The organism is Campylobacter sp. TTU_617 (genome assembly GCF_016599045.1).
Taxonomy (GTDB): Bacteria; Campylobacterota; Campylobacteria; order Campylobacterales; family Campylobacteraceae; genus Campylobacter_D.
The window spans coordinates 1-24,735 of sequence record NZ_JAENKV010000008.1 but is presented as its reverse complement, the minus strand read 5'-3'; the positions used below and the strand labels follow the sequence as shown (position 1 = coordinate 24,735).

The following is a 24,735-nucleotide window of genomic DNA, read 5'->3' as shown; positions in this document are numbered from 1 at the left end:
TAATTTATGAAAATTTTAATTTTAATATTATTAAGCATTATAAAACTTTTTGCATTTGATTTAGTGTTAAATACAGGTCGTGAGAATAATCAACCTTTTGCAATTTTACATATTAATAATGATCAAGAATTTACATGCAAAAGTGTTATTGAAGATACTAAAATTCACTACGAATGTGAAATTTTAGGTGTAGTAAATAATGAGTTAAAAGATCAAAATTTTGCTTTATTTGATCTTAGATTTATTAAAGAAGATCAAAAAATAAAATTATTAATCTTTCCAAAAGTTGATACTAAAGTATATAATTTTTCGCAAAATATTTTTATGGATACTGAAATTCGCACTGATAATTCTTTAAAATCAAAAAGTCTTACATTTGCTTTTGTGCCAAATATTGCTAATACTAAAGAGTACAATGGTTTAGAATTTCCCATAGATTTTCCTCATCAAAGCCTTCCTTATATAGGAGCTCTTGATTTAAACTCAGATCCGGTATTTATCCCTCAAAGTGCTGACATTAATACTTTTTTACGTATAGAAAAAGACTATCAAAAACAAAATTATGAACAAGTTATTACAGATGCAAGAAATGCTATTAATCGTTATAAAGGTAGTATTTTTATGAGTGAATTTGCTCTTTATAAATTAAGGGCACAAAATAAAATTTATACTCAAAATTCAGATTCTAGAGATCAACAGATTTTAGAAAGTATGATTGATGATGCTAAAAATTGGATGAGGACTTTTACAAGTGATAAAAATTTTCCAGAAGTTTTATATATCATGCTAAGAACATATATAGCACTTTCTCAAAAGGCTGATGTTGATTATGTAATGTCGATTTTAAATAATGAGCAAGCAAATAATTATTTTACAGATCTTGCAAGACTTGATTATGCTGATTACATTTATGATTTAGGAGATAAAGAAAGAGCAATTTCAATTTATGAAAATACTTTCTATAATAATAAAAATTTAGATCTTGCAGCAAGATCTGCTTTATCTTTATCAAAAGATTTGATAACAAATAATAAAATAAAACAAGCAATTGATTATATTGATATTGTTTTAAAAGCAGATCCAAAATATTTTGGAAAAGATATCTCAAGAGCATTAGATCTTGCTAATCTTTTTTATAAAAATCAAAAGTATGATACAAGTTCTTCAATTTATGAGGATACTTTTGAACAAATGGATAAAACAGATCCTCGTTATGAAAATGTTTTAAAAAATTTAATTTTTTCTTTGCTTCATACTAAAGAAGCTTTAAAGGCAAAAAAATATATAAATTTATATATGAATGAATTTGTAGATGGGCTTTATATTGATGAAATTAGAAAAGCTAATGATGAAGTTTTTTTAAAATTAGATGATAATAATGCAACCTTACTCCATCAACGTTATGAAGAAATAATAAAACAATATGAACAAAGTGATCAAGCTATTAGTAATAAAGCCTTAGAAGAAGACATTAAACTTTATTATAAAGAGAAAAATTATCCAAAAATAATTACTTATAAAGATCAAATTGAGAAAATCAAAATTCCTTCAACTCTTAAAATTTTAGAAGATTCTGCTACTTTTTTACTTAGCGAGGAATTACAAAAAGATGATTGTATTAGAGCAAGTGAAATTTTTGAAGAATTTAAAGCTTATGATATAGGGCAAAAAATTAGCAATAAAAAGAAAATGCTTACTTGTTTTCAAAGAACATCTAGATTAGATGAAGCTTTGCAATACATTGATAAAAATTATCACGAAGATAGTATTTTTTATGGATTACAAAAAGCGCAAATTTTATTTGATAATAAACAATATACTCAAGTGATTAAAATTGCTGATGAAATCATAAATTCAAGAATATTAAAAAGCGATGAAGAAAATTTTAAAGCTTATTATTTAGAATTTTTATCTTATTTGCGTTTAAATGATTATAATAAAGCAATGGATATTTTACAAATTTTAGAGAGTTTTCCTATGAATTTTAATATGGTAGAGCTTTATGATGCTTTACTTACTTATGCAAATGATCATAATATGCAAACAACTATTTTAACTTATGCGCCAAAGGCAATTGATTATCAAAATTTAAAAGGGATTAATCTTTTTAGTCCAAATTTAGAATTTATTTATTTAGATACTTTACAAAATACCAATCAAAATGAAAAGGCCTTGAGTGTTTTAACCGATCTTTTAAAGCTAAAATTATCACCAAATGATAGGGCTAGGGCTTTATATATACAAAGTGGAATTTATGAAAATTTAAAAGATGTTAATGCACAAAAAGAAAGTTTAAAACAATGTTTAGATATCAATGCAAGTTCTAGCTGGCAAAACTTATGTAGTCAGAAAAATCAATTAATTCAATGATTGAAGTTTTTTTTGCAAATACAAAAAAGCTTCATCATAATTAAGATCTATTTTTTCAAATTGTTTATTAAAAGTTCTTTGTCTTTTTGCAAGTTGTGCAGTGTGGATATTGATTAAATTTTCTAATTCTTTATACGATATTTGATTATTTAAATAAGCTTTACATTCTTTTAATCCTATAGAATTTAAAGGTTTTAAATTTGCATCATATTTTTCAAAAAGGTTTTTAGCTTCATCTACTAAGCCTAGATCTAACATTAATTTAGTGCGTTTTTGTATGTTTTTTCTAAGTTCTTCTTTATCCCAAGATAGATTATAAATTTCCATTTTTTCAATTAAAGGTTTTTTTTGAGTTTTCTTTAAAAAAACGCTTGGTATTTCTTTAGTGCTTTCATAAATATTAAACCATTTTTTTAGACGATAAGTATCATTTTTTTCGATTTTAAAAGTAGGATCTATTTTTTGTAAGAGTTCATATATTTCATTATTGCTAATTGTAATTTCTTTTTCTTCTATTTTTTCGCTTAATCCTTGCATTAAAATTTTAAGATAAAAGCTCGTTCCACCAGTTATAATAAGAATTTTCTGTTTGTCTTGGGCCCATTTTTTTGCTTTTTCATATTCTTGCATAAATAAAGAAACATTAAAATGTTCATTTACATTTAAAAGATTTACTCCAAAATAATCAAGCTCATTTAAAATTTTATCTTCACTTTTAGCGTTTGCTATATTAATTTGTTTATAAATACAAAGGCTATCAAGACTTAAGATAGCAGCTTTAAATTCGTAAGCTAAAGCATTTGCAATAGCAGTTTTTCCGCTAGCTGTAGGACCAATGAGTGCAAATTCAAAAAACATTATTAAACTTTCTAAAAATTTATAAAATTTTAGTAAAATCATAACAAAAATTTATAAAAGAGTTTTAATGAGTTTAATATGGAATAAATTTAAAGATATTTTAGATTTGATTGTATTTAAACATTCTATTTTTGCCTTACCTTTTTTATTAAGTTCTATGCTTGTTGCTTCAAAAATAGCAAATGATAGTGCTTGGTTTGGATTTAAAGCCTTAATTTTAGGAATTATTTGTGCCATTAGTGCTAGAAATTTTGCTATGGCTTCAAATCGCTTGATGGATGAAGATATTGATTTAAACAATCCTCGTTGTAAAGATAGACCTAATATTAATGGTCGTATTGGTAAAAAAAGTATATGGATTTTTATCGTTTTTAATGCTTTGGTTTTTATTCTTTGCTCTTATTTTATTAATAATTTAGCTTTTATTCTTTCCTTTCCTGTACTCTTTATTTTGGCATTTTATTCAGCTTTTAAACGTTTTAGTTCTTTTGTGCATTTAGTTCTTGGTTTTTGTTTGGGTTTGGCTCCTATTGCGGGAAGTATTGTGGTATTAGGAGAAATTCATATTTTTAGTATATTCTTATGTTTAGGAGTTACATTTTGGACAGCAGGTTTTGATCTTTTATATAGCCTTCAAGATATGGAGTATGATAAAAAAATGGGACTTTATTCTATACCTGCTAAATTTGGAAGTCAGACTACTCTTTTGTTTTCAGCTTTTTTTCATATTTTAGCTGTATGTTTTTGGCTTATTTTTGTTTTTGTCTCTCCTTTAGGAAATTTTGCTTTAATAGGTGTAATTCTTAGCGCTTTAATTTTATTTTTTGAACATAAAATTGTCCGTAAAAATTTTTCTCATATTAATAAAGCTTTCTTTACTTTAAATGGATATTTGAGTATTATTTTTTTTATTTTTATATGGGTTGATTTATTATGGAATTAAATCTTTTTAAAACAGATTTAAAGATAGAATTTGAAGCTTGTGATATAAATAATAATTTATTTTTGCAAGAATATTTAAATATTAACACAAATCATCAATTAGCCAAATGGAAAAAAATAGCTTATAGGATTGATTTTGAAGATTCTGAAAAGATAATCTTTGATTTACTTTTAAGTTTAAAAGAGGATATTTCAAGAATTGAAAATCGTTTATTTAAAGAAAATAAATTGCTTGCTTTAGCTCAGTCAGATATTATAAGTTTGTTAAATTTTGAGCATATAGGTTTTGAGAATGAAATTTTAATAGAAGGCCAAGAATATTATGCTAGATTCGAGATTAATGATCAAAAAATAGCTTTTTATTTTAAAGCACTAAATAAAAAGTTAGCTAAAATCATTAAGATTAAATCAGGTGATCAAGATATTTATAATGCTTTTGTAGTAGAAATTCAAAGAGATATCATTAGAACTTTTAAAGGAAATAAATGAGTGTAGATGTGCTTTATCTAGTCTTTATGATTGTTTTATTAGTTGCTTTTTTAGCCTATATGAATATTAAGGATAAAGAAAATACAAGTAAAATTACAAAATTGCAAAATGCTATGGAAGATCTTACTAAGGAGTTACATTATCTTAAAAAAGATTTAGATTTAAAAGATGATAGTGAGGAAAAGTTTAATATAGATCTTTTAAAAGATGAAGTAAAAATAATGCTTGAAAAAGAAGTTTCTCATAAAATTTATCCTATTTTGCAAAGTTTGCAAAATGTTGAAAGTATTATAGAAGAATTTCAAAATGAACAGCAAAATAGAATTTTAACTTTAGAGCAAAAAACACAAAGTATAAGCAAACTTACGCCTAATTACGATACAGAAGAGCAAAAAATTATAGAATTATTTCAGCAAGGTAAAAGTATAGAGCAAATTGCAAAAGATCTAAGAGTAGGTATAGGTAATGTCGAGCTTGTTTTAAAATTTAAAAAAATGATTAAGTAGGGTTTATTAAATGCTAATTGATAAGTATGGAAGAAAAATTAATTATATGAGAATTTCAGTTACACAAAGATGTAATTTTCGTTGTCTTTATTGTATGCCAAAAATTCCATTTGATTGGGTTCCAAAAGAAAATTTATTAACTTTTGAAGAAATGTTTTTATTTGTTAAAGTAGCTATTGATGAAGGAATTTCTAAGATTAGAATTACAGGCGGTGAGCCTTTATTGAGAAAAGATTTAGATATATTTATTTCAATGATTCATGATTATAAAAAAGATATTGATTTAGCTATTACTACAAATGGATATTTTCTCAAAGATTATGCAAAAGATCTTAAAAAAGCTGGTTTAAAACGTATTAATATTTCTCTTGATACTCTTGATTCTAAAAAAGCAAAAATAATTTCTCAAAAAGAGGTTTTAAATAATGTTTTAGCAGGAATTGAAGAAGCTGTAAATTTAGATTTTAAAGTCAAAATTAATACAGTAGCTCTTAAAAATTTTAATGATAATGAGCTGATTTCTTTATTAGAATATGCAAAAAGTTTAAATATACAAATTCGTTTTATAGAATTTATGGAAAATAATCATGCTTATGGAAAACTTCAAGGTTTAAAATCTAATGAAATTCTTGAAATTTTAAAACAAAAATATGAAATAATTTCTTCAAGAAAAGCACAAAATTCTCCAGTGACTTTATATGAAATAAATAATTATACCTTTGGTATCATTGATCCTCATTCTCACGAATTTTGTGATACTTGTAATCGTATAAGACTTAGTGCCGAGGGTCTTTTAATACCTTGTTTGTATTATGATGAATCTTTAAGTATTAAAGAAGCAGTAAAAAAGAAAGATATTAAAACAGCAGCTAAAATTCTTAAAGAAGTTTTAAAAAATAAACCAGAAAAAAATAAATGGAGTGTTGTAGATAATGAAACATCCTCTAGGGCTTTTTATCAGACGGGAGGTTAAATTTTTTGGATATTGTTGAAAGTTTTATAAGCATACAAGGTGAGGGAAAATTTAGTGGAAGATTAGCTATTTTTGTAAGATTTGCTGGATGTAATTTTAATTGTTATGGTTTTGGAGTGCATAAAAATATAAATGATAAAAAATTTTTAGGTTGTGATACTATTAGAGCAGTTTTTACAAAAGATTTTGCTGATCAATATACAAGATTTACCCCTTTAGAGCTTTATAAAAGAGTATGCTTTTTAAAAGCAAAATTAAACCCTATTGTAGTTATTACAGGTGGTGAGCCTTTATTGTATTATAATAATAATGATTTTTTAAAGTGGCTTGAGCTTTTATTAAAAGATAATTTTGAAATTCATTTTGAAACTAATGCAAGCTTAAAGATAGATTTTGAAAAATTTCCTTTATATAAAAAATGCATCTTTGCTTTGGGTGTAAAATTAAGTAATAGTAAAATACCTAAAGAAAAAAGATTAAATTTTGATGCTATAAAAGCTATTGTGCAAAATGCTAAAGATAGTTTTTATAAATTTGTTTTAGATAAAGAAATGATAAAAAGTAATAAAGCTAAAATAGAAATTGATGAAATTTTAGCCAAAGTGGATAATGAAGTTTATTGTATGCCTATGGGCTATAATGAAGAAATTTTAAAAATTAATGCTTTAGAGGTGGCACATTTTTGTATAAAAAATGGATATAATTACTCCGATAGAATGCATATAAGACTTTGGAATGATAAAGAGGGAGTATGATTATTAGAAAAGAATTTGAATTTGAGAATGCTCATATCGTTCGTTTTTGCAGTTCTAAGCGTTGTAAAAGTAGTATTCATGGACATTCTTATAAAGTTGAAGTATTGCTTGAAAGTAAATATTTAGATAACGCTGGAATGGTATATGATTTTGGACTTTTAAAGCAAGAAGTAAAACAAATTATTGATAGTTTTGATCATGCTATTACTCTTTTTAAAGATGATAATGAAGAATATTTAGAACAAATGAAAAAATTTTCTAGTCGTTGGATTATTTTACCATTAAATGTTAGTGCTGAAAATTTTTGCCGTATTTTTTTTGTTCTTATTGATACTTTATTAAAACAGACTAAGATGATAAATGGCGAACAAGGGGTTTATTTAAAAAGTATTATAGTTCATGAAACAAAAAGTGGTTATGCACAAGGATTTAAGGAGGATGCTTATAGTGAATTTTTGCCTTCTATAAAATTAGAAGATATAGAATTTTCAGAAGCAATTCAAGAAGATTGGAAAGATAAGAATTTCTATGAAAAATTAAAAAATTCTTATATTTTTATTAACCCAAAGGAAGTTTAATGCCATATTTAATAATCATTTTCTTATTTTTTGTTGGATGTTCTAATAATGAAGATAAATCTCTTAAATCCAAATCATCAGATCAAGAGATTGTTCAAATAGAGCAAAATGATGAAAAAACTCAAGTAAATGATGATAATTTACCATTACCAGTTGGTGACGATTCTTTAGATGATACTCAAGTTTTAAATATGAATTTAAGTATTATTAGTTCTTTATATAAACAAAAATGTGCAAATTGTCATGGAAAAGAAGGAGAATTAAAATTAAAAAATAATATTAGAATTAAAAATTTAAGCAAAGAAAATTTTATGCGAAAATTTAATCTTTGTCAAAAACAAAATGATAAAGATCATTGTATTAATTTAAATTTGGATCAAATTGAAAATTTGGCTAAATATATCACCAACAAAGGGAAATGATGGATCAAAGTTATGAGTTTATTTTAGCCTTACATCTTTATAGTCTTTATGCAAGCGGTTTTTTAATGCTTTTTTATTTAGTTTTAACTCAGGGAAATTTTAAAACAGAATTTATCTTTACAAGAAGAATTCGTTTATTTTTACCTATTTATTATTTTTTTTTAATCTTAATCTTTTTTACAGGAATGTTACTCTTAGCTCTTAATCATTTTGAAATGACTTTAAATTATTGGTTGATGATTTTAGCTAATATTTTAATTTTTGTTTTAGCTATATTTCATTTTAGACAATTTAAAAAAGCACGTGAAAATAGAAGATATATTTTTTTTAGATGGATTAGTTTTTTAATCTTACCTATAGAAATTTTTTTATTATTTTTACCTTTTTTGTTTAAAAAATTTTTCTAAATGCGGTTCTTATTTTGCAAAGAAAGCGGTGTGGAGTTTTTATATTTAAAAAATGAAGAATTCTCTCATCTTAAAGTACGTCGTGTTAAAGAAAAGGACATTATTTATTTGAGAAATTTAAAGGATAATTTTTTATATTCTTATGAAATTTTAGAAATAACTAAAAAATTTTATGCTTTGAAATTAATAAGAAAAGAAGAAAAAATTACAACGAAAACCCATTTTACTTTAGCATTAGCGGTAATTGATCCTAAAATTTTAGAAAAAACTTTACCTTTTTTAAATGAATTGGGTGTAGATAAACTTATTTTAGTTTATACTCAATATTCTCAAAAAAATTTTAAAATTGATTTTAAACGTTGTGAGAGAATTATCATACAATCGTGTGAGCAATGCGGAAGATCATATATGATGCAAATTGAACTTTTTAATAATATTGAAGAGTTTTTAGAAAAATATCAAAATGTTGTTTTAGTTGATTTTTCTGGAGAAAAAAAAGAATTTTTTAAAAATAATATATATTTTATAGGACCTGAGGGTGGTTTTAGCGAAGAAGAAATTCAAATTTTTAAAAATAAAATTTCTTTAAATACTCCAAATATCCTAAGAGCTCATAGTGCGGCTCTTGCTATAAGTTCTAAAGTTTTACTTTAATTTATCTTTGTTTTATTTATATTTTTATATAATAAAAACTTTAAAAATTTCAAGGAATTGTAATGAGAAAAGAAATTCATCCAGAATATGTAGAGTGTAAAGTAAGTTGTGCATGTGGCAATACTTTTACAACAAGATCAAATAAAAGCGAATTAAGAGTAGATATTTGTTCAAGTTGTCATCCATTTTTTACAGGAAGTGAAAAAATTGTTGATGCAGCAGGTCGTGTAGAGAAATTCAAGAAAAAATACGCAATGCAATAGTAAATGCTTTATTTTATTCCTACTCCCATAGGAAATTTAAATGATATTTCATTTCGTTCTTTAGAAATTCTAAAGACTTGCGAAGTAATAGTTTGCGAAGATACTAGAGTTTGCAAGTCTTTAATTTCTCTTTTGAATTCTAAATTTAATATTCAAATTAAACCTAATAAATTTATTTCACTTCATACTCATAATGAAATTCAATTTTTTAAAAATATTACTTTAGATTTTTTTGATAAAAATATCGCTTATATGAGCGATGCTGGTATGCCAGGTATTAGTGATCCTGGAGTTTCTTTGATAAAATATGCTTTAGATAATAATTTATCTTATGAGGTTTTACCTGGTGCTAATGCTGCTTTGATCGCTCTAGTAAGTAGTGGTTTTTGTAAGAAAGAATTTATTTTTATGGGTTTTTTATCAAATAAGGGCAAAGAGCGTCAAAAAGATATAGAAAAACTTTTAAATAATCCTTATCCAAGTATAGTTTATGAATCCCCAAAACGTATCTTATCTTTAATTGAAACAATAGCTAATTTAGAAGAAACAAGAGAGATTTTTCTCATCAAAGAAATTAGTAAAAAATTTGAAACTAAATTAAGAGCTAGTGCCAAAAATTTATTTGAAATTTTAAAAAATACTAATTTAAAAGGTGAATGGGTTTTAGTTTTAAAAGAAAAAGAACAAGAAGAGCAAAAAAATTTTTTAAATGAAAAAGATATTTTAGAACTTGATTTACCTTTAAAGGTTAAGAGTAAGCTTTTATCAAAAATTTATGGTAAAAATTCAAAGGAACTTTATAAAAAACTGCTTTTAAGTCAAGATGAGATAAAATAATAAAATGTTAGTTTATGGTAAGCAAGTATTTTTTTATATTTTAGAACATTATCAAGATATGATTAACGAAATTTATTTAGCTAAAGAATGTGATTTTAAAACTTTTAATAAAATTGCAAAGTCTGGTTTTAAGATTAAAAGGCTTGATTTTAAAACAGCTCAATCTTATGCTAAAGGTGGAAATCATCAAGGTTTTTTAATGGATATAAAAGAATTTGTATTTGCTGATTTTGATACGATTAAAAAAAATGATTTTTTAATTATACTTTGTGGTGTAACTGATATGGGAAATATAGGTGCTATTATTAGGACTGCTTATGCTTTAGGTGCACAAGGTTTAATTTTTTGTGGAAATCAGCTTGCAATGCAAAATATAATAAGAACTAGCAGTGGAGCAGCTCTTGGTTTGCCTATTGTAGTAAAAAATGATATTTTAGGATTAATTAATGAGCTTAAGCAAGTAAATTTTAAAATTTATGCTGCCGATAAAGAAGGAAAAGAAATTCATACTTTAAAATTAAAAAATGTTAAAAAGAAAGCTTTAATTTTAGGCAGTGAAGGTTTTGGCTTGAGTGCAAAAATAATTAAAAAATGTGATGAATGTATAGGTATAGCTATGAAAAATCAATTTGATAGTTTAAATGTAAGTGCTGCTTTTGCAATACTTTGTGATAGGATGATAAATGAATAGTTGGAAAAAATTACAAGATTTAGATTTAAGAGAAGTTGCTGCTAGAACGCAAATTGAAATTGATTTTTTAAAGGCTTTAATTAACCAAGATTTTGATACTTTGAATCATTTTAATGTGCGTGGTTTTATTAAAATTTTAAGTCGTGAATATGATCTTGATTTTACAGATTTTAATGAATTGTATGAAAATTATTTAAATGAAAATAACCTTAATAATTCTTATAATCTATCAAAAGGTAAAATTATCACTCCAAAAATTGATACTTATACAAATAAGTCTTCAGGTTTTTGGATTTATATTATTGTTGCAATTATTGTAATTTTAATTTTTGTGTTTTATTATTTAAGCGGATTTAATTTTTCTTTAAAAACTGAAGAAAATAAATCAAGTGCTGCAATTGTAAATATTATAGGAGAAGCTAAAACAAATTTAAAAGAAGTAACAAATAACGTAAAAATTATCGATAATACACAAGAAGTAGATGAAGAAAAAAGTCCTAAAGTTGAAGAAAAAGAGGAAAATAATTTAACCAATCAAGATAATTTTCTTGATGAAAATACTACAATAAATCAAGAACAAAATTTAAGCCAAGAAGATAATGTGACTTTTCAAAATGATGAACTTAATATTATAGAAGAAAAACCATTAGATGAAGTTACTTTTAAGACAGATGGTAAAATATGGGTTGGTTTAATTAATCTTAAAAATTATAAAAAAACTAGTTTTGTTAAAGATAAGGATTTTAATCTTTCTTTAAAAGAAGATCAGCTTGTTTTAATGGGAGCTTCTGCTTTAAGTTTTATAGATGAAGATGGAAAAGAAAAAAGATTTCCAGCAGGAGGTTCAAAGCGCTTTTTAATTAAAGACGGAAAGATCTCAAATATTACTTTAAGTGATTTTATAAAGCTTAATAAAGGAAAAGAATGGTAAAAATTTTATTTTTGATAGTTTTTACCAGCTTAGCTTATGGTATATCCTCTTTAGAATTGGCTAAAAATATTGTTAATTCCTCAAGTAAAAAAACCCAGCTTGAGCTTTTGTTTGCTAATCAAAACTATCAAGATTCACAAGGTAATTTAGATATAGAAAAAATATCTAATATGTTAAAAGCAAATTCTTTACTCAATCTTATACTTCCAACTCCAGAAACTTTGAGATTAAATTTTAAGGCACAAACAGATTTTATTTTATTTTTTGAAATTATTAATGATGCCTTAAATAATGCAGGTTATGTATATTTTATTCCAACAGATTTGGTTTTAAGAGAGGGAAATATTGATTATACTATACAAGTAGAATCTCAATATATTCTAGATCCTGGAATATTTTATAGGCTTTTAAAAGAAAATTCTGTCTATATTAATAATATAAAAAGAATAGGTTTAAATGACTATGAGTATGATTTGAATTTTGATCAAGTAAAATTAAAAACCAATGCAAATGTTAATTTAAACACAGCTACTTTTTTAGAAAAACCTTTGCAAGATTATATTGTTTTATTAAAAGGTGCCACTTCACTTAAAATAGATGCTAATGATACTGATGAATGGTTTCCAAAAATTTTATTTTTAGATAAAAATTTAAATTTAATCAAAAGTATTAAAAGTCAAACAAAAAATAATCATTTTTCAGAATTTGTTCCAGATGGATCAGTATATGTAATAATTAGTGATGTATATAATCTTGATAATATTAAAAGAGGTTTAAAAATATATCTTAAAAAATAAGGAAAAATATGTTTGATGAAATCCGTTTTCATACTATAGAAAGATTACCAAATTATGTTTTTGCTGAGGTAAATGCAATAAAAATGCTTGCTAGACGCAAGGGAGCGGATATTATAGATTTTTCAATGGGGAATCCAGATGGCAAAACCCCGCAACATATTATAGATAAACTTTGTGAAAGCGCTAATAAAGATAAAACATCTGGATATTCAGCTTCTATTGGAATTTATAAATTAAGACTTGCTATTTGTAATTGGTATAAAAGAAAATATAATGTTATTTTAGATCCAGAAAATGAAGTTGTAGCTACTATGGGTTCAAAAGAAGGCTTTGTAAATCTTGCTCGTGCCATTATCAATCCTGGTGATACAGCTATAGTTCCAACTCCTGCTTATCCTATTCATACTCAAGCCTTTATTATAGCAGGTGGAAATGTTGTTAAAATGCCTATTTGCTATAATGAAAATTTTGAGCTTAATGAAAATCAATTTTTTAAAAATTTAGAACAAACTTTAACTGAAAGCATACCAAGAGCTAAATATTTGGTTGTTAATTTTCCTCATAATCCGACAACAACAATAGTGCAAAAAAGTTTTTATGAAAAACTTGTTCAGTTTGCAAAAAAAGAAAGATTTTACATTATTAGTGATATTGCTTATGCTGATTTGACTTATGGATCTTATAAGACCCCTTCTATTTTAGAGGTTGATGGTGCTAAAGATGTTGCTGTGGAAACTTATACTCTTTCAAAATCTTATAATATGGCTGGTTGGAGAGTTGGTTTTGTTGTGGGTAATCAACGTCTTGTTAATGCTCTTAAAAAAATCAAATCTTGGTTTGATTATGGTATGTATACACCTATACAAGTTGCAGCTACTATAGCTCTTGACAGCGATCAAAGTTGTGTTGAAAATATTAGATTAAATTATGAAAAAAGAATGCAAGTTTTAGTAGAAGCTTTTGGTAATATAGGTTGGAATTTAGTAAAACCAAATGCAAGTATGTTTATATGGGCTAAGCTACCACCTAGTAAAGCTCATTTAAAAAGTCTAGAATTTTCAAAACAACTTTTACAATATGCTAATGTTGCGGTAAGTCCAGGGGTTGGGTTTGGTGAAGCAGGAGATGATTATGTGCGCATTGCTTTGATAGAAAATGAAAATCGCATTCGTCAAGCTGCAAGAAATATTAAAAAATATTTTAAAGAAAATATATGAGAGTTGCTATTTTAGGTTATGGAACAGTAGGAAGCAATGTTGCAAAAGTTTTAATAGAAAATAAAAAAATTATAAAAGCAAGATGCGGTCAAAGCATTACTCCGGTAATAGCTTTAGCAAGACATATTAAAAAAGATGCTCTTATTCCTATTACTTTAGATGTAGATGAAATTTTAAATTTTAAAGATATTGATGTATATGTAGAATTAATGGGTGGAATTAAGCAACCTTTTGAAATCATTAGTGAATTACTAAAGAGAAAGAAAAATGTTGTAACTGCTAATAAAGCTTTGCTTGCTTATCATCGTTATGAACTTGAAAGATTGGCTAAAGATTTAGCTTTTGGTTATGAAGCAAGTGTTGCAGGTGGTATTCCTATTATTAAAGTTTTAAAAGAGGGTTTAAGTGCAAATAATATTATTAATATTAAAGGCATTTTAAACGGAACGTGCAATTATATTTTAACTTGTATGCAGCAGGTTGGAATGGATTTTAATAGTGCTTTAGAAAAAGCACAAGAATTAGGCTATGCTGAAGCTGATCCTAGTTTTGATATAGAAGGACAAGATGCTACACATAAGCTTTTAATTTTGGCTAGTCTTGCTTATAATCTTGATATAAAACCTGAAGAAATTTTAACTCAGGGCATTAAAGATATAAGTTCTGAAGATATGTATTTTGCTAATGAATTTGATTTTACTATAAAACTTTTAGGTATAGCTAAATTAAAAGATTCAAATATTGAATTAAGAGTGCATCCTACTATGATTAGTAAAAATAAAATGCTTTCAAAAGTTGATGGAGTTATGAATGCTATTTCTATAGTAGGTGATGTATTAGGAGAGAGTTTGTATTATGGTGCTGGAGCTGGAGGTTTGGCAACTGCTAGTGCTATTGTTGCTGATTTAATGGATATAGCCAAAGGAAATTTTAAAACTCCTATGTTAGGTTTTAAAGAAAAATTAGAATTTAACCTATTAAAACCAGAAGAAATATATACAAAATATTATTTAAGAATTAAAGTAGAAGATAAATTAGGAGTCTTATCTAAAATTACTTTACTTATGTCTCAAAATTTAATTTCTATTGAAAGTTTTTTGCAAAAACCTAAAAAAAATAATGAAAATTGTACTACTATATTTTTTACAACGCATTTTACTTATGAAAAGAGCATACAAAATTTATTAAAAATTTTAAAACAGCAAGAATTTGTCAAAGAAGAACCTTTTATGATGCGTATAGAGGATTAATGGGCGTATCTTCTTATATCCTTGGTATCAAAGGAGAAGATAAAGCCTGTGATTTTCTTAAAAAACAGCAGTTTCAAATTTTGGAAAGAAATTTTCATTCTAAATTTGGTGAAATAGATATTATTGCCTTAAAAGATAATATTTTGCATTTTATTGAAGTTAAATTTACTCAAAATGACTATAATGTTTATGAGCGCATTAATCGTAAAAAATGTCAAAAAATCATTAAAACAATAGAATTTTATTTTTTGAAAACACGTAAAAATAATGATTTTCAAATAGATCTAATTTGTGTTAAAAATAATATAATAGAATTTATTGAAAATATAACTTTTTAAGTTAGTTTTTTATTTAGTTAAAATACAATAAATTTAAAAAAAGGAGAAATTATGGGAAAATATATAGAACTTACTTCAGAAAATTTTTCAGAAGTGAAAGAAGGTGTTGCTTTAGTTGATTTTTGGGCTCCTTGGTGTGGTCCTTGTAGAATGTTGGCACCAGTAATTGATGAGCTTGCAAATGATTTTGAAGGCAAGGCAAAAATTTGTAAAGTGAATACAGATGAGCAAGGTGATTTAGCTGCTGAATACGGAGTAAGATCAATTCCTACTTTAATATTTTTTAAAAATGGTGAGGTAATTGATCAACTAGTTGGAGCACAATCTAAGCAAGCTATTGCTGATAAAATTAATTCCTTACTTTAATCTTCTAAAAGTCGCTTTAGCGACTTTATCTAATTATATTTTATATTAAATAATAATTTTTATTAACTACATATTAAGAAAAAATTCTATATCATAATGAAAATAATTTTTTTAAAAAGGAATGTAAATGTTAGATTTAGCAATTATAGGAGGAGGACCTGCTGGACTTAGTGCAGGGCTTTATGCAACTAGAGGAGGTTTAAAAAATGTTGTTATGTTTGAAAAAGGTATGCCAGGTGGTCAAATAACCTCAAGCTCTGAAATAGAAAATTATCCTGGGGTTGCTACTATAATGGATGGTATTTCTTTTATGGCTCCTTGGAATGAACAATGTATGCGTTTTGGTTTAAAACACGAAATGGTTGGAGTTAGTCAAATTTTAAAAAATAATGATGGTAGCTTTAATATAAAATTAGAAAATGGAAAAATAGAACAAGCTAAATCAGTTATTGTTTGTACGGGATCAACTCCACGTCGTGCAGGTTTTAAAGGGGAGGATGAATTCTTTGGAAAAGGCGTAAGCACTTGTGCAACTTGTGATGGTTTTTTTTATAAAAATAAAGAAGTTGCAGTTTTAGGAGGGGGTGATACAGCCTTAGAAGAAGCTTTATATCTTGCCAATATTTGTTCTAAAGTTTATCTTATCCATAGAAGAGATGAATTTAGAGCAGCGCCTTCTACTATAGAAAAAGTGAAAAAAAGTGAGAAAATAGAACTTATTACAAGTGCAAGTATTGATGAAGTATATGGTGATAAAATGGGTGTTAGCGGTGTAAAGGTTAAATTAAGAGATGGTAATATCAGAGATTTAAAAATTCCCGGAATTTTTACTTTTGTTGGGCTTGATGTGCGTAATGAAATTTTAAAACAAGATGATGGAAAATTTTTATGCAATATGGAAGAAGGAGGTCAAGTTAGCGTTGATCTTAAAATGCAAACAAATATTAAAGGGCTTTTTGCTGCAGGAGATTTAAGAAAAGATGCTCCAAAACAAGTTATTTGTGCTGCAAGTGATGGAGCTATTGCAGCACTTAGTGCAATAGCCTATGTAGAAAGCTTACATTAATTTTTAAATTTTACCTCGTATAGAGGTAGAATTTTTAATGAAAATTAAGATAAGTACTTATAAATTTAATCCAAGGTATTCCAATAATAATATAAATTGCAAGATATACACAAGCAAATATTCCTCCTAGTAGGAAAAATTTAGCTCCTTTTACATACCCGCTTCCAAACCATAGAGGCGAACACCCTGTTCCATAAGGAGTAATAATACCCATAAATCCCATGCTTAAAGCAAGAATTAACATTACTTCTTGAGCATTTGCTCCTTGAATTTGTCCTGCTAAACTTGCAAAAATAGCAATAATCGCAGTTACATAAGCTGTCCCAGATGCAAAAAAATATCTAAGCCATGAAAAAAGCAAAAGCAATAAAATACTTGCAAATAAAGGAGAAAAACCAAGTAAATATTTGCCTAAATTATTTGTTAAAAAATCTAATATTCCCATATTTTTAAGCCCACTAGCTAAAGTAATAAGGGTAGCAAACCAGATTAAGGTATTCCAAGCACTTTTATTTGCTAAAAAGTCTTGCCAAGTAATTATTTTAAGACCTATCATTAAAATAATCATTATTAAAGCTGTTGTTGTAGCATTGATTTTAAAAAAACTAGCTCCAACCCATAAAATCAAACCGATTAAAGCAACTATAATCATATAAATTTGTTTTTTATCCATTTTTCCTAAAGCTTTATATTTTTCATTTGACCATTGTGCTATTTCTTTTGAACCTTTAATTTCTGGTGGATATACAAAGTATCCAAGTAAAGGTGTTAAAAGAAATATAACAATTCCAACAGGAAGAAAGGATAAAAACCATCCAAGCCAATCTACAACTTCAATACCATTTTTTGAAATTAAAGATAGAGCAAGAGGGTTAGGCGCTTGTCCGGTTAGGAAAATTGAACTATTTACACACGAACTTGCTAAACCCATCCAAACTAAATATGAACCTATTTTTCTAGGATTTTTATCAGGATAACTTTCGAACATAGGAGCTATATTTGTTACTATAGGGTAAACTGTCCCTCCGCTTCTTGCTGCATTACTTGGAATAAAAGGAGCTAAAATAAAATCAACTATACAAATAGCATATCCTAAGCCTAAAGTTGATTTACCGAGTTTTGAAACAAGATAAAGAGCTATTCTTTCACCTAATCCAGTTTTTGAAAAACCAAGACCTATGGTAAAAGCGGAAAAGATTAACCAAACAACAGAGTCAGAAAAACCACTTAATCCCCATTTTATGGCAGCACTATCACTTATAATACTTTTATCACTTCCTACAGGACCTATTTTGAAAATAACAACCAAGGTTATAGCAATAACTCCTATTAATGCCGGTGGAATAGGTTCTAGCATTAAACCTATAATTAATCCAATAAAAATACTTAAATAAAGCCAAGAATTGTTACTCAATCCTTCCGGAGTAGGTATAAAATAAAATACTACAGCTATTATAATAGGCAAAAACAGCTTCCACATTATTTCTCCTTCTTAAAATTATTTATATTACATTTTAACAAAAAGTTAAAATATTTAAAATATATTTTAAATATTTTAAAATAAATAATTTATTAATTTAATTTTATATAATTTTAGTATTAATTAAGAAGGATGAAAATGATAAACATTGGAATTTATGGAGCTTATGGAAGAATGGGAAGACAAATACAAGAGTGTTTAAAATCTGATCAAGAAGCAAAAACATCTATACTTTATGATAAAGATGGAAATTTAGAAGAACTTTTTAAAAAAAGTGAAGTGATTATTGATTTTTCTTCACCACAAGGAACAAATAAACTTTTAGAATTTTCAAAAAATAATCATAAACCTTTGGTGATTGGTACAACAGGATTAGATGAGAAAACTATACAATTGATACACAATTTAGGTAAATTAATGCCAATATTTTATGCTACAAATATGTCATTAGGAGTTGCTGTATTAAATTATCTTGCAAGTAAAGCAAGCATTATGCTTAAAAATTTTGATATAGAAATTGTCGAAATGCATCATAGACATAAAAAAGATTCTCCAAGTGGTACAGCTTTAACTTTGGCTGAAAATGTAGCTAAAACTAGAAATTTAGAGCTTCAAAATGTTAGAGTAAGCGGTAGAGATGGCATAGTTGGAGAAAGAAGTAAAGATGAGATTGCGGTAATGAGTTTAAGAGGAGGTGATATAGTAGGACGCCATACTATAGGTTTTTATGAAGAAGGAGAATACTTAGAATTAACTCATAATGCTACTTCAAGGGCTACTTTTGCTAAAGGTGCAATTAAAATTGCTAAATGGCTCGTTCAAAAAGAGCCAAAATTATATTCAATGAATGATTTTTTAGGAATTTAAATGTGTGCAGTTGTAGGGGTGATTAATTCTAAGAATGCAAGTACTTATGCTTATTATGCTTTATTTGCTATGCAACACCGCGGACAAGAAGCAAGTGGCATAAGTGTAAGTGATGGAAAAAGCATAAAAACTATTAAAGCTAAAGGAGAAGTAAATCAAATTTTTAATCCTTTAAATTTAAAAACTTTAAATGGTGAAATTGCTATAGGACATAATCGCTATTCTACGGCTGGAAATTCAAGTATTGATGATGCACAACCTATCTATGCTAATTGTTCTTTTGGAGATATTTCTTTGGTGCATAATGGAAATTTAGTAAATAAAAATGAAATAAGAGATACTTTAATGCAAGATGGTGCAATTTTTCAAACAAATTTAGACACAGAGAATTTAATCCATTTAATTGTTCGTAGCAAAAAACAAGATTTAAAAGATCGTTTGATAGAAGGTTTAAAAAAATGCATAGGAGCTTATTGTTTTATGTTGGCTAGTAAAGATAAGCTTTATGTGATAAGAGATGCTTATGGAGTTAGACCTTTATCTTTAGGACGTTTAAAAGATGGAGGTTATATTATAGCTAGTGAAACTTGTGCTTTTGATTTAATTGAAGCTGAATTTATCCGTGATATAGATGCGGGAGAGATGCTTATTTTTACACAAGGCAGTGATAAATTTGAAAGTATAAAGCTTTTTAATGAAAAACCTAGAATATGTGCTTTTGAATATATCTATTTTGCACGACCTGATAGTATTATAGAAGGAAAAAGTGTTTATGAAGTGCGTAAAAAAATGGGGGAAACTTTGGCAAAAAAATTTAAGCAAAAAATTGATTTTGTAGTACCTGTTCCAGATAGTGGAGTAAGCGCTGCTATAGGTTTTTCTCAATATCTTAAAATTCCACTTGAAATGGCTATTGTTAGAAATCATTACGTGGGTAGAACTTTTATAGAGCCAACTGAGGAACTTAGAAATTTTAAAGTTAAATTAAAACTTAATCCTATGTCTAAAGTTTTAAAAGATAAAGAAGTTGTAGTAATTGATGATAGTTTGGTACGTGGAACAACTTCTAAAAAAATTATTTCTTTGCTTAGATTAGCAGGTGCAAGTAAAATTCACTTGGCTATTGCTTGTCCTGAAATCAAATTCCCGGATATTTATGGTATAGATACACCTACTTTTGAAGAACTAATTAGTGCTAATAAAAATATAGAAGAAGTAAAAGAATTTGTTGGTGCTGATTCTCTTACTTTTTTAAGCATAGATGAGCTAGTGAGTAGTATAGGAGATGAGAGATTTTATTCTTTGGTAAGCTTTGATGGAGATTATTTTATAAAATAAATTTCTTAATTAAATATTATTTTATTTTTATTTTAAAATATAAATATTTTATTAATGTATAATTAATAAAATATTAAATATAATAAAAATGATTTAATATTTATTTAAGGAAAAACAATGAGGCTTTTTTTATTAACATTTTTTTTAATCACTTGCATGTGGTCTAAAAATATAGCTTATAGTGATGAGGTTGTATCACTTTATCTTTCTCAAGATGATACTAAAGTAATTGGTAGATTGCTTCCTACAAATTCTTTTGAAATTTTAAAAGAACAAGGTAATAAAGTTTATATAAAAATTGAAGGTTTTGTAAATCCTAAATCACCTTCTATTATTTATTATAATGATGTCCAAAGAATTATTGTAGCTGCTTTTTCTAGAAATACTAAATTAAATTTTAATGAAAAAAACGTTTCCAAAGATAAATGGGATAGGGTAAGTTTAGAAATTTGGGCAGATAAAAAAGAATTTTTTAAGAGTGATAAAGAAATGTTAATTCGTGCAAAAGATCTTTTTGTTAATAATTGTGGAATCTGTCATACTTTACATAAAGAAAAAGAATTTAATGCAAATGCTTGGCCATCAATTTTTAGATCTATGGTTGATAGAACAGCAATTGAAAAAAAAGATAGATGGCTTGTTATAGAATATTTACAAAAAAATTCAAAAGATTTCAAAGCAAACTAAAAAGGAAATAAGATGCTAGATAGAAGAAAATTTTTAAAAGTGAGTGCAAGTTTAGGTGCTTTATCTTTTATACCTACTTTTAGTATGGCAAAAAATATTGAAGCTTCAAAAGTAAGTCTTGGTATTGTAAAAAATGGAGAAATAGTTACTGCAGCCCATTGGGGAATTTTAAAACTCACTATAAAAAATGGAAAAGTTATAAAAAGTGAACCTTGGGAAAAACTTACTAAAATGGATAATCCTTTGCAACATTATACTTCTGATTTAATATATAAATCTCGTATAAAATATCCTTATGTTCGCAAATCTTATCTTGAAAATCCTAATAATCCAAAAAGAGAATTAAGAGGAAAAGATGAATTTGTCCGTGTAAGTTATGAAAAAGCATTGAATTTAATTGCAAATGAACTTAAAAAAACAAGAGAACAAAAAGGATCAAGTGCTATTTTTGGTGGAAGTTATGGTTGGAAATCAAGTGGAAATATGCAGAATGCCAGAACTTTACTTCATAGATTTTTAAATATTACAGGAGGTTTTGTTGGAGTGAGTGGAGATTATTCAACAGGTGCTTCGCAAATTATTATGCCTTATGTAGTGGGTTCTATTGAGGTTTATGAGCAACAAACTTCTTGGGAAAATATTTTAAATCATTCTAAATATGTTGTTATTTGGGGAGCTGATCCATTAACAACATTGCGTATAGCTTGGACTTCAAATGATCAAAGAGGTTTAGCTTATTTTGAAAAGTTGAAAAATAGTAAAATAAAGGTTATTTGTATAGATCCTATAAAAACAGATACAGCTAAATTTTTAAATGCTAAATGGATTTCCCCACGTCCAAATACTGATGTAGCTCTAATGATGGGTATAGCAAGTCATTTAATCGCTAAAAATAAAGTAAATTATACTTTTTTGGAAAATTACACGATTGGTTTTAATCAGTTTAAGGATTACTTAGAAGGCAAAGAAGATGGTATAAAAAAAGATGTTAAATGGGCAAGTGAAATTTGTGGTATAAAAGAAAAAACTATTAAAGAATTAGCTGAAACATTTTATGATAATCCAACAATGATAATGAGTGGTTGGGGTATGCAAAGAGCTCATCATGGAGAACAACCTCATTGGATGTTGGTAACTTTATGTTCTATGCTAGGGCAAATTGGAACCAAGGGTGGTGGTTTTGGACTTAGTTATCATTATAGTAATGGAGGTGTACCTACTTGTAAAGGAGGTGTAATAGGGGGTATGAATGCGGGTGAATTAGGAGTTTGGAAAAATGGTAAATTTAAAGGTCTTGCAAAGTCAAAAGAAGAATTAAATTCCGCTGAGTGGTTGCAAAATTCTGCTAGTTTATCTTTTCCTGTAGCAAGAATAGCTGATGCTTTGCTTAATCCTGGAAAAACTATAGAACATAATGGGACTAAAATTACTTATCCTGATATAGATTTTATTTACTGGGTAGGAGGAAATCCTTTGGTGCATCATCAAAATACTAATACCAATGTAAAAGCTTGGAGAAAACCACGTACTATTGTTGTAAATGAAATTTATTGGACTCCAACGGCAAAGATGGCAGATATTGTAATGCCGGTTACTTCATCTTATGAAAGAGATGATATTACTATGAGTGGAGATTATTCTAATATGCATATAATTCCTATGAAACAAGCTGTTTTACCGGTAGAAGAGAGTAAGGATGATTATGAAATTTTTTCTGATCTTTGCAAGATTTACGGAAAAGATGTTTTTAATGCTTATACCCAAAATGGTAAAAAAGCAAAAGATTTAATTAAAGATTATTATAATATTGCCTTAAAACAAGTAAAAAGTTATGGAGAAGCTTTTAGTATTCCTATGCCTAATTTTGAAGAATTTTGGGCAAAAAATGAACCTATTGTTTTTGAACCAACAAGTGAAAGTTTAGAATATGTTCGTTTTTCAGAATTTATCGAAGATCCTATTTTAAATGCTTTAGGAACTTCTTCAGGGCTTATTGAAATTTATTCAGAAACAATTAAAAATTATAATTATGATGATTGTAAAGCACATCCTACTTGGTTTGAACCTATTGAATGGCTTGGGAATGCTACTAAAGAAACACCATTTCATCTTCTAACTTCTCATCCAAGTAAAAGACTTCATTCTCAACTTTGCCATACAGATTTAAGGACAAAATATACCATTAAAGAAAGAGAACCTTTGCTTATAAATTCTAAAGATGCTAAAAAACTTGGTATTAAAAATGGTGATGTTGTAAGAGTATTTAATAAGCGTGGAGAAATTTTAGCTGGAGTTTTGGTAAGCGAGGATATAATGCAAGGAGTTGTGAGAATTTGTGAAGGAGGTTGGTATGATCCTGACGAAAATGGATTGTGTAAATATGGAAGTGCTAATGTTTTAACATTAGATTTGCCTACTTCAAAACTTGCAAATGGCAATATCTCACATACTACACTTGTAGGAGTTGAAAAATTCAACGAAAGTCTTCCTAAAGTTACGGCTTTTAATGATCCAAAAATTTTATAAGTTTTTGATAAATTTTTGTTATAATATTAATAACAAAAATTTATTTTTAGGAGCCATAAATGCAAACAAAAGATCCAAAGAATTCTTTTAAAGTGTCTTCAAAATTAACTTTATATGTAGGTATTTTGATAGTATTAGTATTAGTAGCAACTACTACAATAACTTATTATCAATCAAAATCAAATGCTTTTGAATTATTGCAAGATAATCAACTAAAAGTTATGGATGATGTTCAAATAACTTTTGATAATTATGCTCGTTCTAAAAGAAAAGCTTTGGAAATTTTAGCAAATGAAATTTCTAATAACCCTAAAATAACTATACAAGAGATTGTAACTTTGCTTCATGTTTTTAAGGAAGCTAATGGATTTGATCTTGTTTTGATGGGTTTTGAAGATTCTGAAAAAACATATTTATCAGATGGTTCCATATTAGACGCTTCTAAAGGCTTTGATACAAAAAATTCTATTTGGTTTAAATTAGCAAAAGATAATGGAAAAATCAGTGTTACAAGACCTTATAAATCAATTAGTGGTCATATTACTTTAACTTATGCAACACCTGTTTTTCAAAATGGCAAATTTATTGGTGTTGTTGGAGGAGATTATGATTTAAGAAGTTTTTCTAAAAATGTTCTTGCTTTAGGCCATAGTGCAAATTCTTATGCTGCTGTTTATGATATAGAAGGTAATATTATATTTCATGAAGATCTTTCAAGAATTTTAACTAAAAATGCTTTAAGTGAAAATATTGCAGCAGCTATTAAAAATGATCCAATGTTGATAGATCCTAAGCAAAAAGATACTTTATTTTATGCAAACAATGATCAAGGTCAAACTCAAGCAGTTATGTGCAATCCTACTTCAATCAATCCTTTATATAGGGTTTGTAGTGTAGTGGATAAAAAATCTTATGATAATGTTATTAATAGCATATTATATAGTCAGCTTATAGTTGGTTTTTTAGCTTTAGTGATAGTTTTAATATTTGCAAGAATTCTAATTGCTAAAAATCTCTCCCCGCTCACCACTATCCAAAATGGTCTTAACTCATTCTTTGATTTTATTAATCATAAAACAAATAATGTATCAACCATTAATATAAAAACAAATGATGAATTTGGTCAA

General features: G+C 26.7%; 26 protein-coding genes and 2 pseudogenes. 26 read left to right on the top strand and 2 right to left on the bottom strand.

Features of this window, described 5'->3' with window-relative positions; all coding sequences use genetic code 11:
* Positions 1–6 precede the first annotated feature (6 nt).
* The gene (locus GQV94_RS04915; protein WP_200169933.1) at positions 7–2,370 is read left to right on the top strand and encodes a tetratricopeptide repeat protein; all 2,364 of its coding nucleotides are present in this window, start codon (positions 7–9) and stop codon (positions 2,368–2,370) included.
* Here GQV94_RS04915 and miaA read toward each other — a convergent pair.
* On the bottom strand, positions 2,359–3,228 hold the full coding sequence (gene miaA, locus GQV94_RS04910) for a tRNA (adenosine(37)-N6)-dimethylallyltransferase MiaA (protein ID WP_200169932.1): 870 nt from the start codon (positions 3,226–3,228) through the stop codon (positions 2,359–2,361). The genes GQV94_RS04915 and miaA overlap by 12 nt on opposite strands.
* A 67-nt stretch (positions 3,229–3,295) precedes the next feature.
* Between miaA and mqnP the strand changes: the two genes are divergently transcribed.
* The 19 genes from mqnP (at position 3,296) to trxB (ending at position 16,710) form a co-directional block, all read left to right on the top strand.
* Positions 3,296–4,171 (top strand): menaquinone biosynthesis prenyltransferase MqnP, encoded by an 876-nt coding sequence (gene mqnP / locus GQV94_RS04905; RefSeq protein WP_200169931.1) that lies wholly within the window; start codon positions 3,296–3,298, stop codon positions 4,169–4,171.
* Positions 4,162–4,659, top strand: coding sequence for a hypothetical protein (locus tag GQV94_RS04900; protein ID WP_200169930.1), 498 nt, complete (start codon positions 4,162–4,164; stop codon positions 4,657–4,659). The genes mqnP and GQV94_RS04900 overlap by 10 nt, the downstream gene beginning before the upstream one ends.
* Positions 4,656–5,165 (top strand): DUF6115 domain-containing protein, encoded by a 510-nt coding sequence (locus GQV94_RS04895; protein ID WP_200169929.1) that lies wholly within the window; start codon positions 4,656–4,658, stop codon positions 5,163–5,165. The genes GQV94_RS04900 and GQV94_RS04895 overlap by 4 nt, the downstream gene beginning before the upstream one ends.
* Before the next feature lie 10 nt (positions 5,166–5,175).
* Positions 5,176–6,138 (top strand): GTP 3',8-cyclase MoaA, encoded by a 963-nt coding sequence (moaA, locus tag GQV94_RS04890; protein ID WP_200169928.1) that lies wholly within the window; start codon positions 5,176–5,178, stop codon positions 6,136–6,138.
* A gap of 5 nt (positions 6,139–6,143) precedes the next feature.
* Positions 6,144–6,893: a 7-carboxy-7-deazaguanine synthase QueE gene (locus tag GQV94_RS04885; protein WP_200169927.1), complete on the top strand. Its 750-nt coding sequence runs from the start codon at positions 6,144–6,146 to the stop codon at positions 6,891–6,893.
* Positions 6,890–7,471 (top strand): 6-pyruvoyl trahydropterin synthase family protein, encoded by a 582-nt coding sequence (locus GQV94_RS04880; protein ID WP_200169926.1) that lies wholly within the window; start codon positions 6,890–6,892, stop codon positions 7,469–7,471. The genes GQV94_RS04885 and GQV94_RS04880 overlap by 4 nt, the downstream gene beginning before the upstream one ends.
* The gene (locus GQV94_RS04875) at positions 7,471–7,893 is read left to right on the top strand and encodes a cytochrome c (RefSeq protein WP_200169925.1); all 423 of its coding nucleotides are present in this window, start codon (positions 7,471–7,473) and stop codon (positions 7,891–7,893) included. The genes GQV94_RS04880 and GQV94_RS04875 overlap by 1 nt, the downstream gene beginning before the upstream one ends.
* Positions 7,893–8,300 carry a hypothetical protein gene (locus tag GQV94_RS04870; protein ID WP_200169924.1) on the top strand — a complete coding sequence of 136 codons (408 nt, stop codon included), beginning with the start codon at positions 7,893–7,895 and terminating at the stop codon, positions 8,298–8,300. Before GQV94_RS04875 ends, GQV94_RS04870 begins: the two co-directional genes overlap by 1 nt.
* Positions 8,301–8,954 (top strand): 16S rRNA (uracil(1498)-N(3))-methyltransferase, encoded by a 654-nt coding sequence (locus GQV94_RS04865; RefSeq protein ID WP_200169923.1) that lies wholly within the window; start codon positions 8,301–8,303, stop codon positions 8,952–8,954. It begins immediately after the preceding gene.
* Between the two features lie 62 nt (positions 8,955–9,016).
* Entirely contained in the window at positions 9,017–9,217 is a 201-nt protein-coding gene (rpmE, locus tag GQV94_RS04860; RefSeq protein ID WP_200169922.1) for a 50S ribosomal protein L31, read from the top strand.
* A 3-nt stretch (positions 9,218–9,220) separates the two neighbouring features.
* A complete protein-coding gene (rsmI, locus tag GQV94_RS04855) occupies positions 9,221–10,054 on the top strand; it encodes a 16S rRNA (cytidine(1402)-2'-O)-methyltransferase (RefSeq protein WP_200169921.1) in 834 nt (277 codons plus the stop codon).
* A gap of 4 nt (positions 10,055–10,058) precedes the next feature.
* The gene (gene rlmB / locus GQV94_RS04850; RefSeq protein WP_200169920.1) at positions 10,059–10,745 is read left to right on the top strand and encodes a 23S rRNA (guanosine(2251)-2'-O)-methyltransferase RlmB; all 687 of its coding nucleotides are present in this window, start codon (positions 10,059–10,061) and stop codon (positions 10,743–10,745) included.
* Positions 10,738–11,676 carry a hypothetical protein gene (locus GQV94_RS04845; protein WP_200169919.1) on the top strand — a complete coding sequence of 313 codons (939 nt, stop codon included), beginning with the start codon at positions 10,738–10,740 and terminating at the stop codon, positions 11,674–11,676. Before rlmB ends, GQV94_RS04845 begins: the two co-directional genes overlap by 8 nt.
* Entirely contained in the window at positions 11,670–12,473 is an 804-nt protein-coding gene (locus GQV94_RS04840) for a hypothetical protein (protein WP_200169918.1), read from the top strand. Before GQV94_RS04845 ends, GQV94_RS04840 begins: the two co-directional genes overlap by 7 nt.
* An 8-nt stretch (positions 12,474–12,481) precedes the next feature.
* Positions 12,482–13,690 carry an LL-diaminopimelate aminotransferase gene (locus GQV94_RS04835; protein ID WP_200169917.1) on the top strand — a complete coding sequence of 403 codons (1,209 nt, stop codon included), beginning with the start codon at positions 12,482–12,484 and terminating at the stop codon, positions 13,688–13,690.
* Positions 13,687–14,940: a homoserine dehydrogenase gene (locus GQV94_RS04830; RefSeq protein ID WP_200169916.1), complete on the top strand. Its 1,254-nt coding sequence runs from the start codon at positions 13,687–13,689 to the stop codon at positions 14,938–14,940. Before GQV94_RS04835 ends, GQV94_RS04830 begins: the two co-directional genes overlap by 4 nt.
* Positions 14,940–15,278 (top strand): YraN family protein, encoded by a 339-nt coding sequence (locus tag GQV94_RS04825; RefSeq protein ID WP_200169915.1) that lies wholly within the window; start codon positions 14,940–14,942, stop codon positions 15,276–15,278. Before GQV94_RS04830 ends, GQV94_RS04825 begins: the two co-directional genes overlap by 1 nt.
* 51 nt (positions 15,279–15,329) lie before the next feature.
* Positions 15,330–15,644, top strand: coding sequence for a thioredoxin (trxA, locus tag GQV94_RS04820; RefSeq protein ID WP_200169914.1), 315 nt, complete (start codon positions 15,330–15,332; stop codon positions 15,642–15,644).
* A 127-nt stretch (positions 15,645–15,771) separates the two neighbouring features.
* Positions 15,772–16,710 carry a thioredoxin-disulfide reductase gene (trxB, locus tag GQV94_RS04815; RefSeq protein WP_200169913.1) on the top strand — a complete coding sequence of 313 codons (939 nt, stop codon included), beginning with the start codon at positions 15,772–15,774 and terminating at the stop codon, positions 16,708–16,710.
* Between the two features lie 34 nt (positions 16,711–16,744).
* Here the strand turns inward: trxB and GQV94_RS04810 are convergent, their stop codons facing one another.
* Positions 16,745–18,190: a DASS family sodium-coupled anion symporter gene (locus tag GQV94_RS04810; RefSeq protein ID WP_200169912.1), complete on the bottom strand. Its 1,446-nt coding sequence runs from the start codon at positions 18,188–18,190 to the stop codon at positions 16,745–16,747.
* Positions 18,191–18,328: 138 nt separating this feature from the next.
* Between GQV94_RS04810 and dapB the strand changes: the two genes are divergently transcribed.
* From dapB to GQV94_RS07950, 6 genes and pseudogenes are all read left to right on the top strand, one after another.
* Positions 18,329–19,057 (top strand): 4-hydroxy-tetrahydrodipicolinate reductase, encoded by a 729-nt coding sequence (gene dapB / locus GQV94_RS04805; protein WP_200169911.1) that lies wholly within the window; start codon positions 18,329–18,331, stop codon positions 19,055–19,057.
* Complete coding sequence (purF, locus tag GQV94_RS04800) at positions 19,058–20,395, top strand: amidophosphoribosyltransferase (protein WP_200169910.1); 1,338 nt, start codon at positions 19,058–19,060, stop codon at positions 20,393–20,395.
* A 117-nt stretch (positions 20,396–20,512) separates the two neighbouring features.
* Positions 20,513–21,082 carry a cytochrome c3 family protein gene (locus GQV94_RS04795; protein WP_200169909.1) on the top strand — a complete coding sequence of 190 codons (570 nt, stop codon included), beginning with the start codon at positions 20,513–20,515 and terminating at the stop codon, positions 21,080–21,082.
* Positions 21,083–21,094: 12 nt separating this feature from the next.
* Entirely contained in the window at positions 21,095–23,608 is a 2,514-nt protein-coding gene (locus GQV94_RS04790; protein WP_200169908.1) for a molybdopterin guanine dinucleotide-containing S/N-oxide reductase, read from the top strand.
* Positions 23,609–23,667: 59 nt separating this feature from the next.
* Positions 23,668–24,405 (top strand): annotated as a pseudogene (locus GQV94_RS04785) (cache domain-containing protein); the annotation flags it as partial.
* A gap of 210 nt (positions 24,406–24,615) precedes the next feature.
* A pseudogene (locus GQV94_RS07950) lies at positions 24,616–24,735 on the top strand (hypothetical protein); the annotation flags it as partial.

Excerpts from the sequence above, each read along its gene's own strand:
- rlmB (WP_200169920.1), top strand. The coding sequence starts at position 10,059 with ATGTTAGTTTATGGTAAGCAAGTATTTTTTTATATTTTAGAACATTAT.
- rsmI (WP_200169921.1), top strand. The coding sequence starts at position 9,221 with ATGCTTTATTTTATTCCTACTCCCATAGGAAATTTAAATGATATTTCA.
- rpmE (WP_200169922.1), top strand. The coding sequence starts at position 9,017 with ATGAGAAAAGAAATTCATCCAGAATATGTAGAGTGTAAAGTAAGTTGT.
- GQV94_RS04900 (WP_200169930.1), top strand. The coding sequence starts at position 4,162 with ATGGAATTAAATCTTTTTAAAACAGATTTAAAGATAGAATTTGAAGCT.
- GQV94_RS04825 (WP_200169915.1), top strand. The coding sequence starts at position 14,940 with ATGGGCGTATCTTCTTATATCCTTGGTATCAAAGGAGAAGATAAAGCC.
- GQV94_RS04875 (WP_200169925.1), top strand. The coding sequence starts at position 7,471 with ATGCCATATTTAATAATCATTTTCTTATTTTTTGTTGGATGTTCTAAT.
- GQV94_RS04790 (WP_200169908.1), top strand. The coding sequence starts at position 21,095 with ATGCTAGATAGAAGAAAATTTTTAAAAGTGAGTGCAAGTTTAGGTGCT.
- trxA (WP_200169914.1), top strand. The coding sequence starts at position 15,330 with ATGGGAAAATATATAGAACTTACTTCAGAAAATTTTTCAGAAGTGAAA.
- GQV94_RS04870 (WP_200169924.1), top strand. The coding sequence starts at position 7,893 with ATGGATCAAAGTTATGAGTTTATTTTAGCCTTACATCTTTATAGTCTT.
- GQV94_RS04795 (WP_200169909.1), top strand. The coding sequence starts at position 20,513 with ATGAGGCTTTTTTTATTAACATTTTTTTTAATCACTTGCATGTGGTCT.
- GQV94_RS04845 (WP_200169919.1), top strand. The coding sequence starts at position 10,738 with ATGAATAGTTGGAAAAAATTACAAGATTTAGATTTAAGAGAAGTTGCT.
- GQV94_RS04810 (WP_200169912.1), bottom strand. The coding sequence starts at position 18,190 with ATGTGGAAGCTGTTTTTGCCTATTATAATAGCTGTAGTATTTTATTTT.
- GQV94_RS04880 (WP_200169926.1), top strand. The coding sequence starts at position 6,890 with ATGATTATTAGAAAAGAATTTGAATTTGAGAATGCTCATATCGTTCGT.
- GQV94_RS04830 (WP_200169916.1), top strand. The coding sequence starts at position 13,687 with ATGAGAGTTGCTATTTTAGGTTATGGAACAGTAGGAAGCAATGTTGCA.
- purF (WP_200169910.1), top strand. The coding sequence starts at position 19,058 with ATGTGTGCAGTTGTAGGGGTGATTAATTCTAAGAATGCAAGTACTTAT.
- GQV94_RS04895 (WP_200169929.1), top strand. The coding sequence starts at position 4,656 with ATGAGTGTAGATGTGCTTTATCTAGTCTTTATGATTGTTTTATTAGTT.
- GQV94_RS04835 (WP_200169917.1), top strand. The coding sequence starts at position 12,482 with ATGTTTGATGAAATCCGTTTTCATACTATAGAAAGATTACCAAATTAT.
- trxB (WP_200169913.1), top strand. The coding sequence starts at position 15,772 with ATGTTAGATTTAGCAATTATAGGAGGAGGACCTGCTGGACTTAGTGCA.
- mqnP (WP_200169931.1), top strand. The coding sequence starts at position 3,296 with ATGAGTTTAATATGGAATAAATTTAAAGATATTTTAGATTTGATTGTA.
- moaA (WP_200169928.1), top strand. The coding sequence starts at position 5,176 with ATGCTAATTGATAAGTATGGAAGAAAAATTAATTATATGAGAATTTCA.
- dapB (WP_200169911.1), top strand. The coding sequence starts at position 18,329 with ATGATAAACATTGGAATTTATGGAGCTTATGGAAGAATGGGAAGACAA.
- miaA (WP_200169932.1), bottom strand. The coding sequence starts at position 3,228 with ATGTTTTTTGAATTTGCACTCATTGGTCCTACAGCTAGCGGAAAAACT.
- GQV94_RS04865 (WP_200169923.1), top strand. The coding sequence starts at position 8,301 with ATGCGGTTCTTATTTTGCAAAGAAAGCGGTGTGGAGTTTTTATATTTA.
- GQV94_RS04840 (WP_200169918.1), top strand. The coding sequence starts at position 11,670 with ATGGTAAAAATTTTATTTTTGATAGTTTTTACCAGCTTAGCTTATGGT.
- GQV94_RS04915 (WP_200169933.1), top strand. The coding sequence starts at position 7 with ATGAAAATTTTAATTTTAATATTATTAAGCATTATAAAACTTTTTGCA.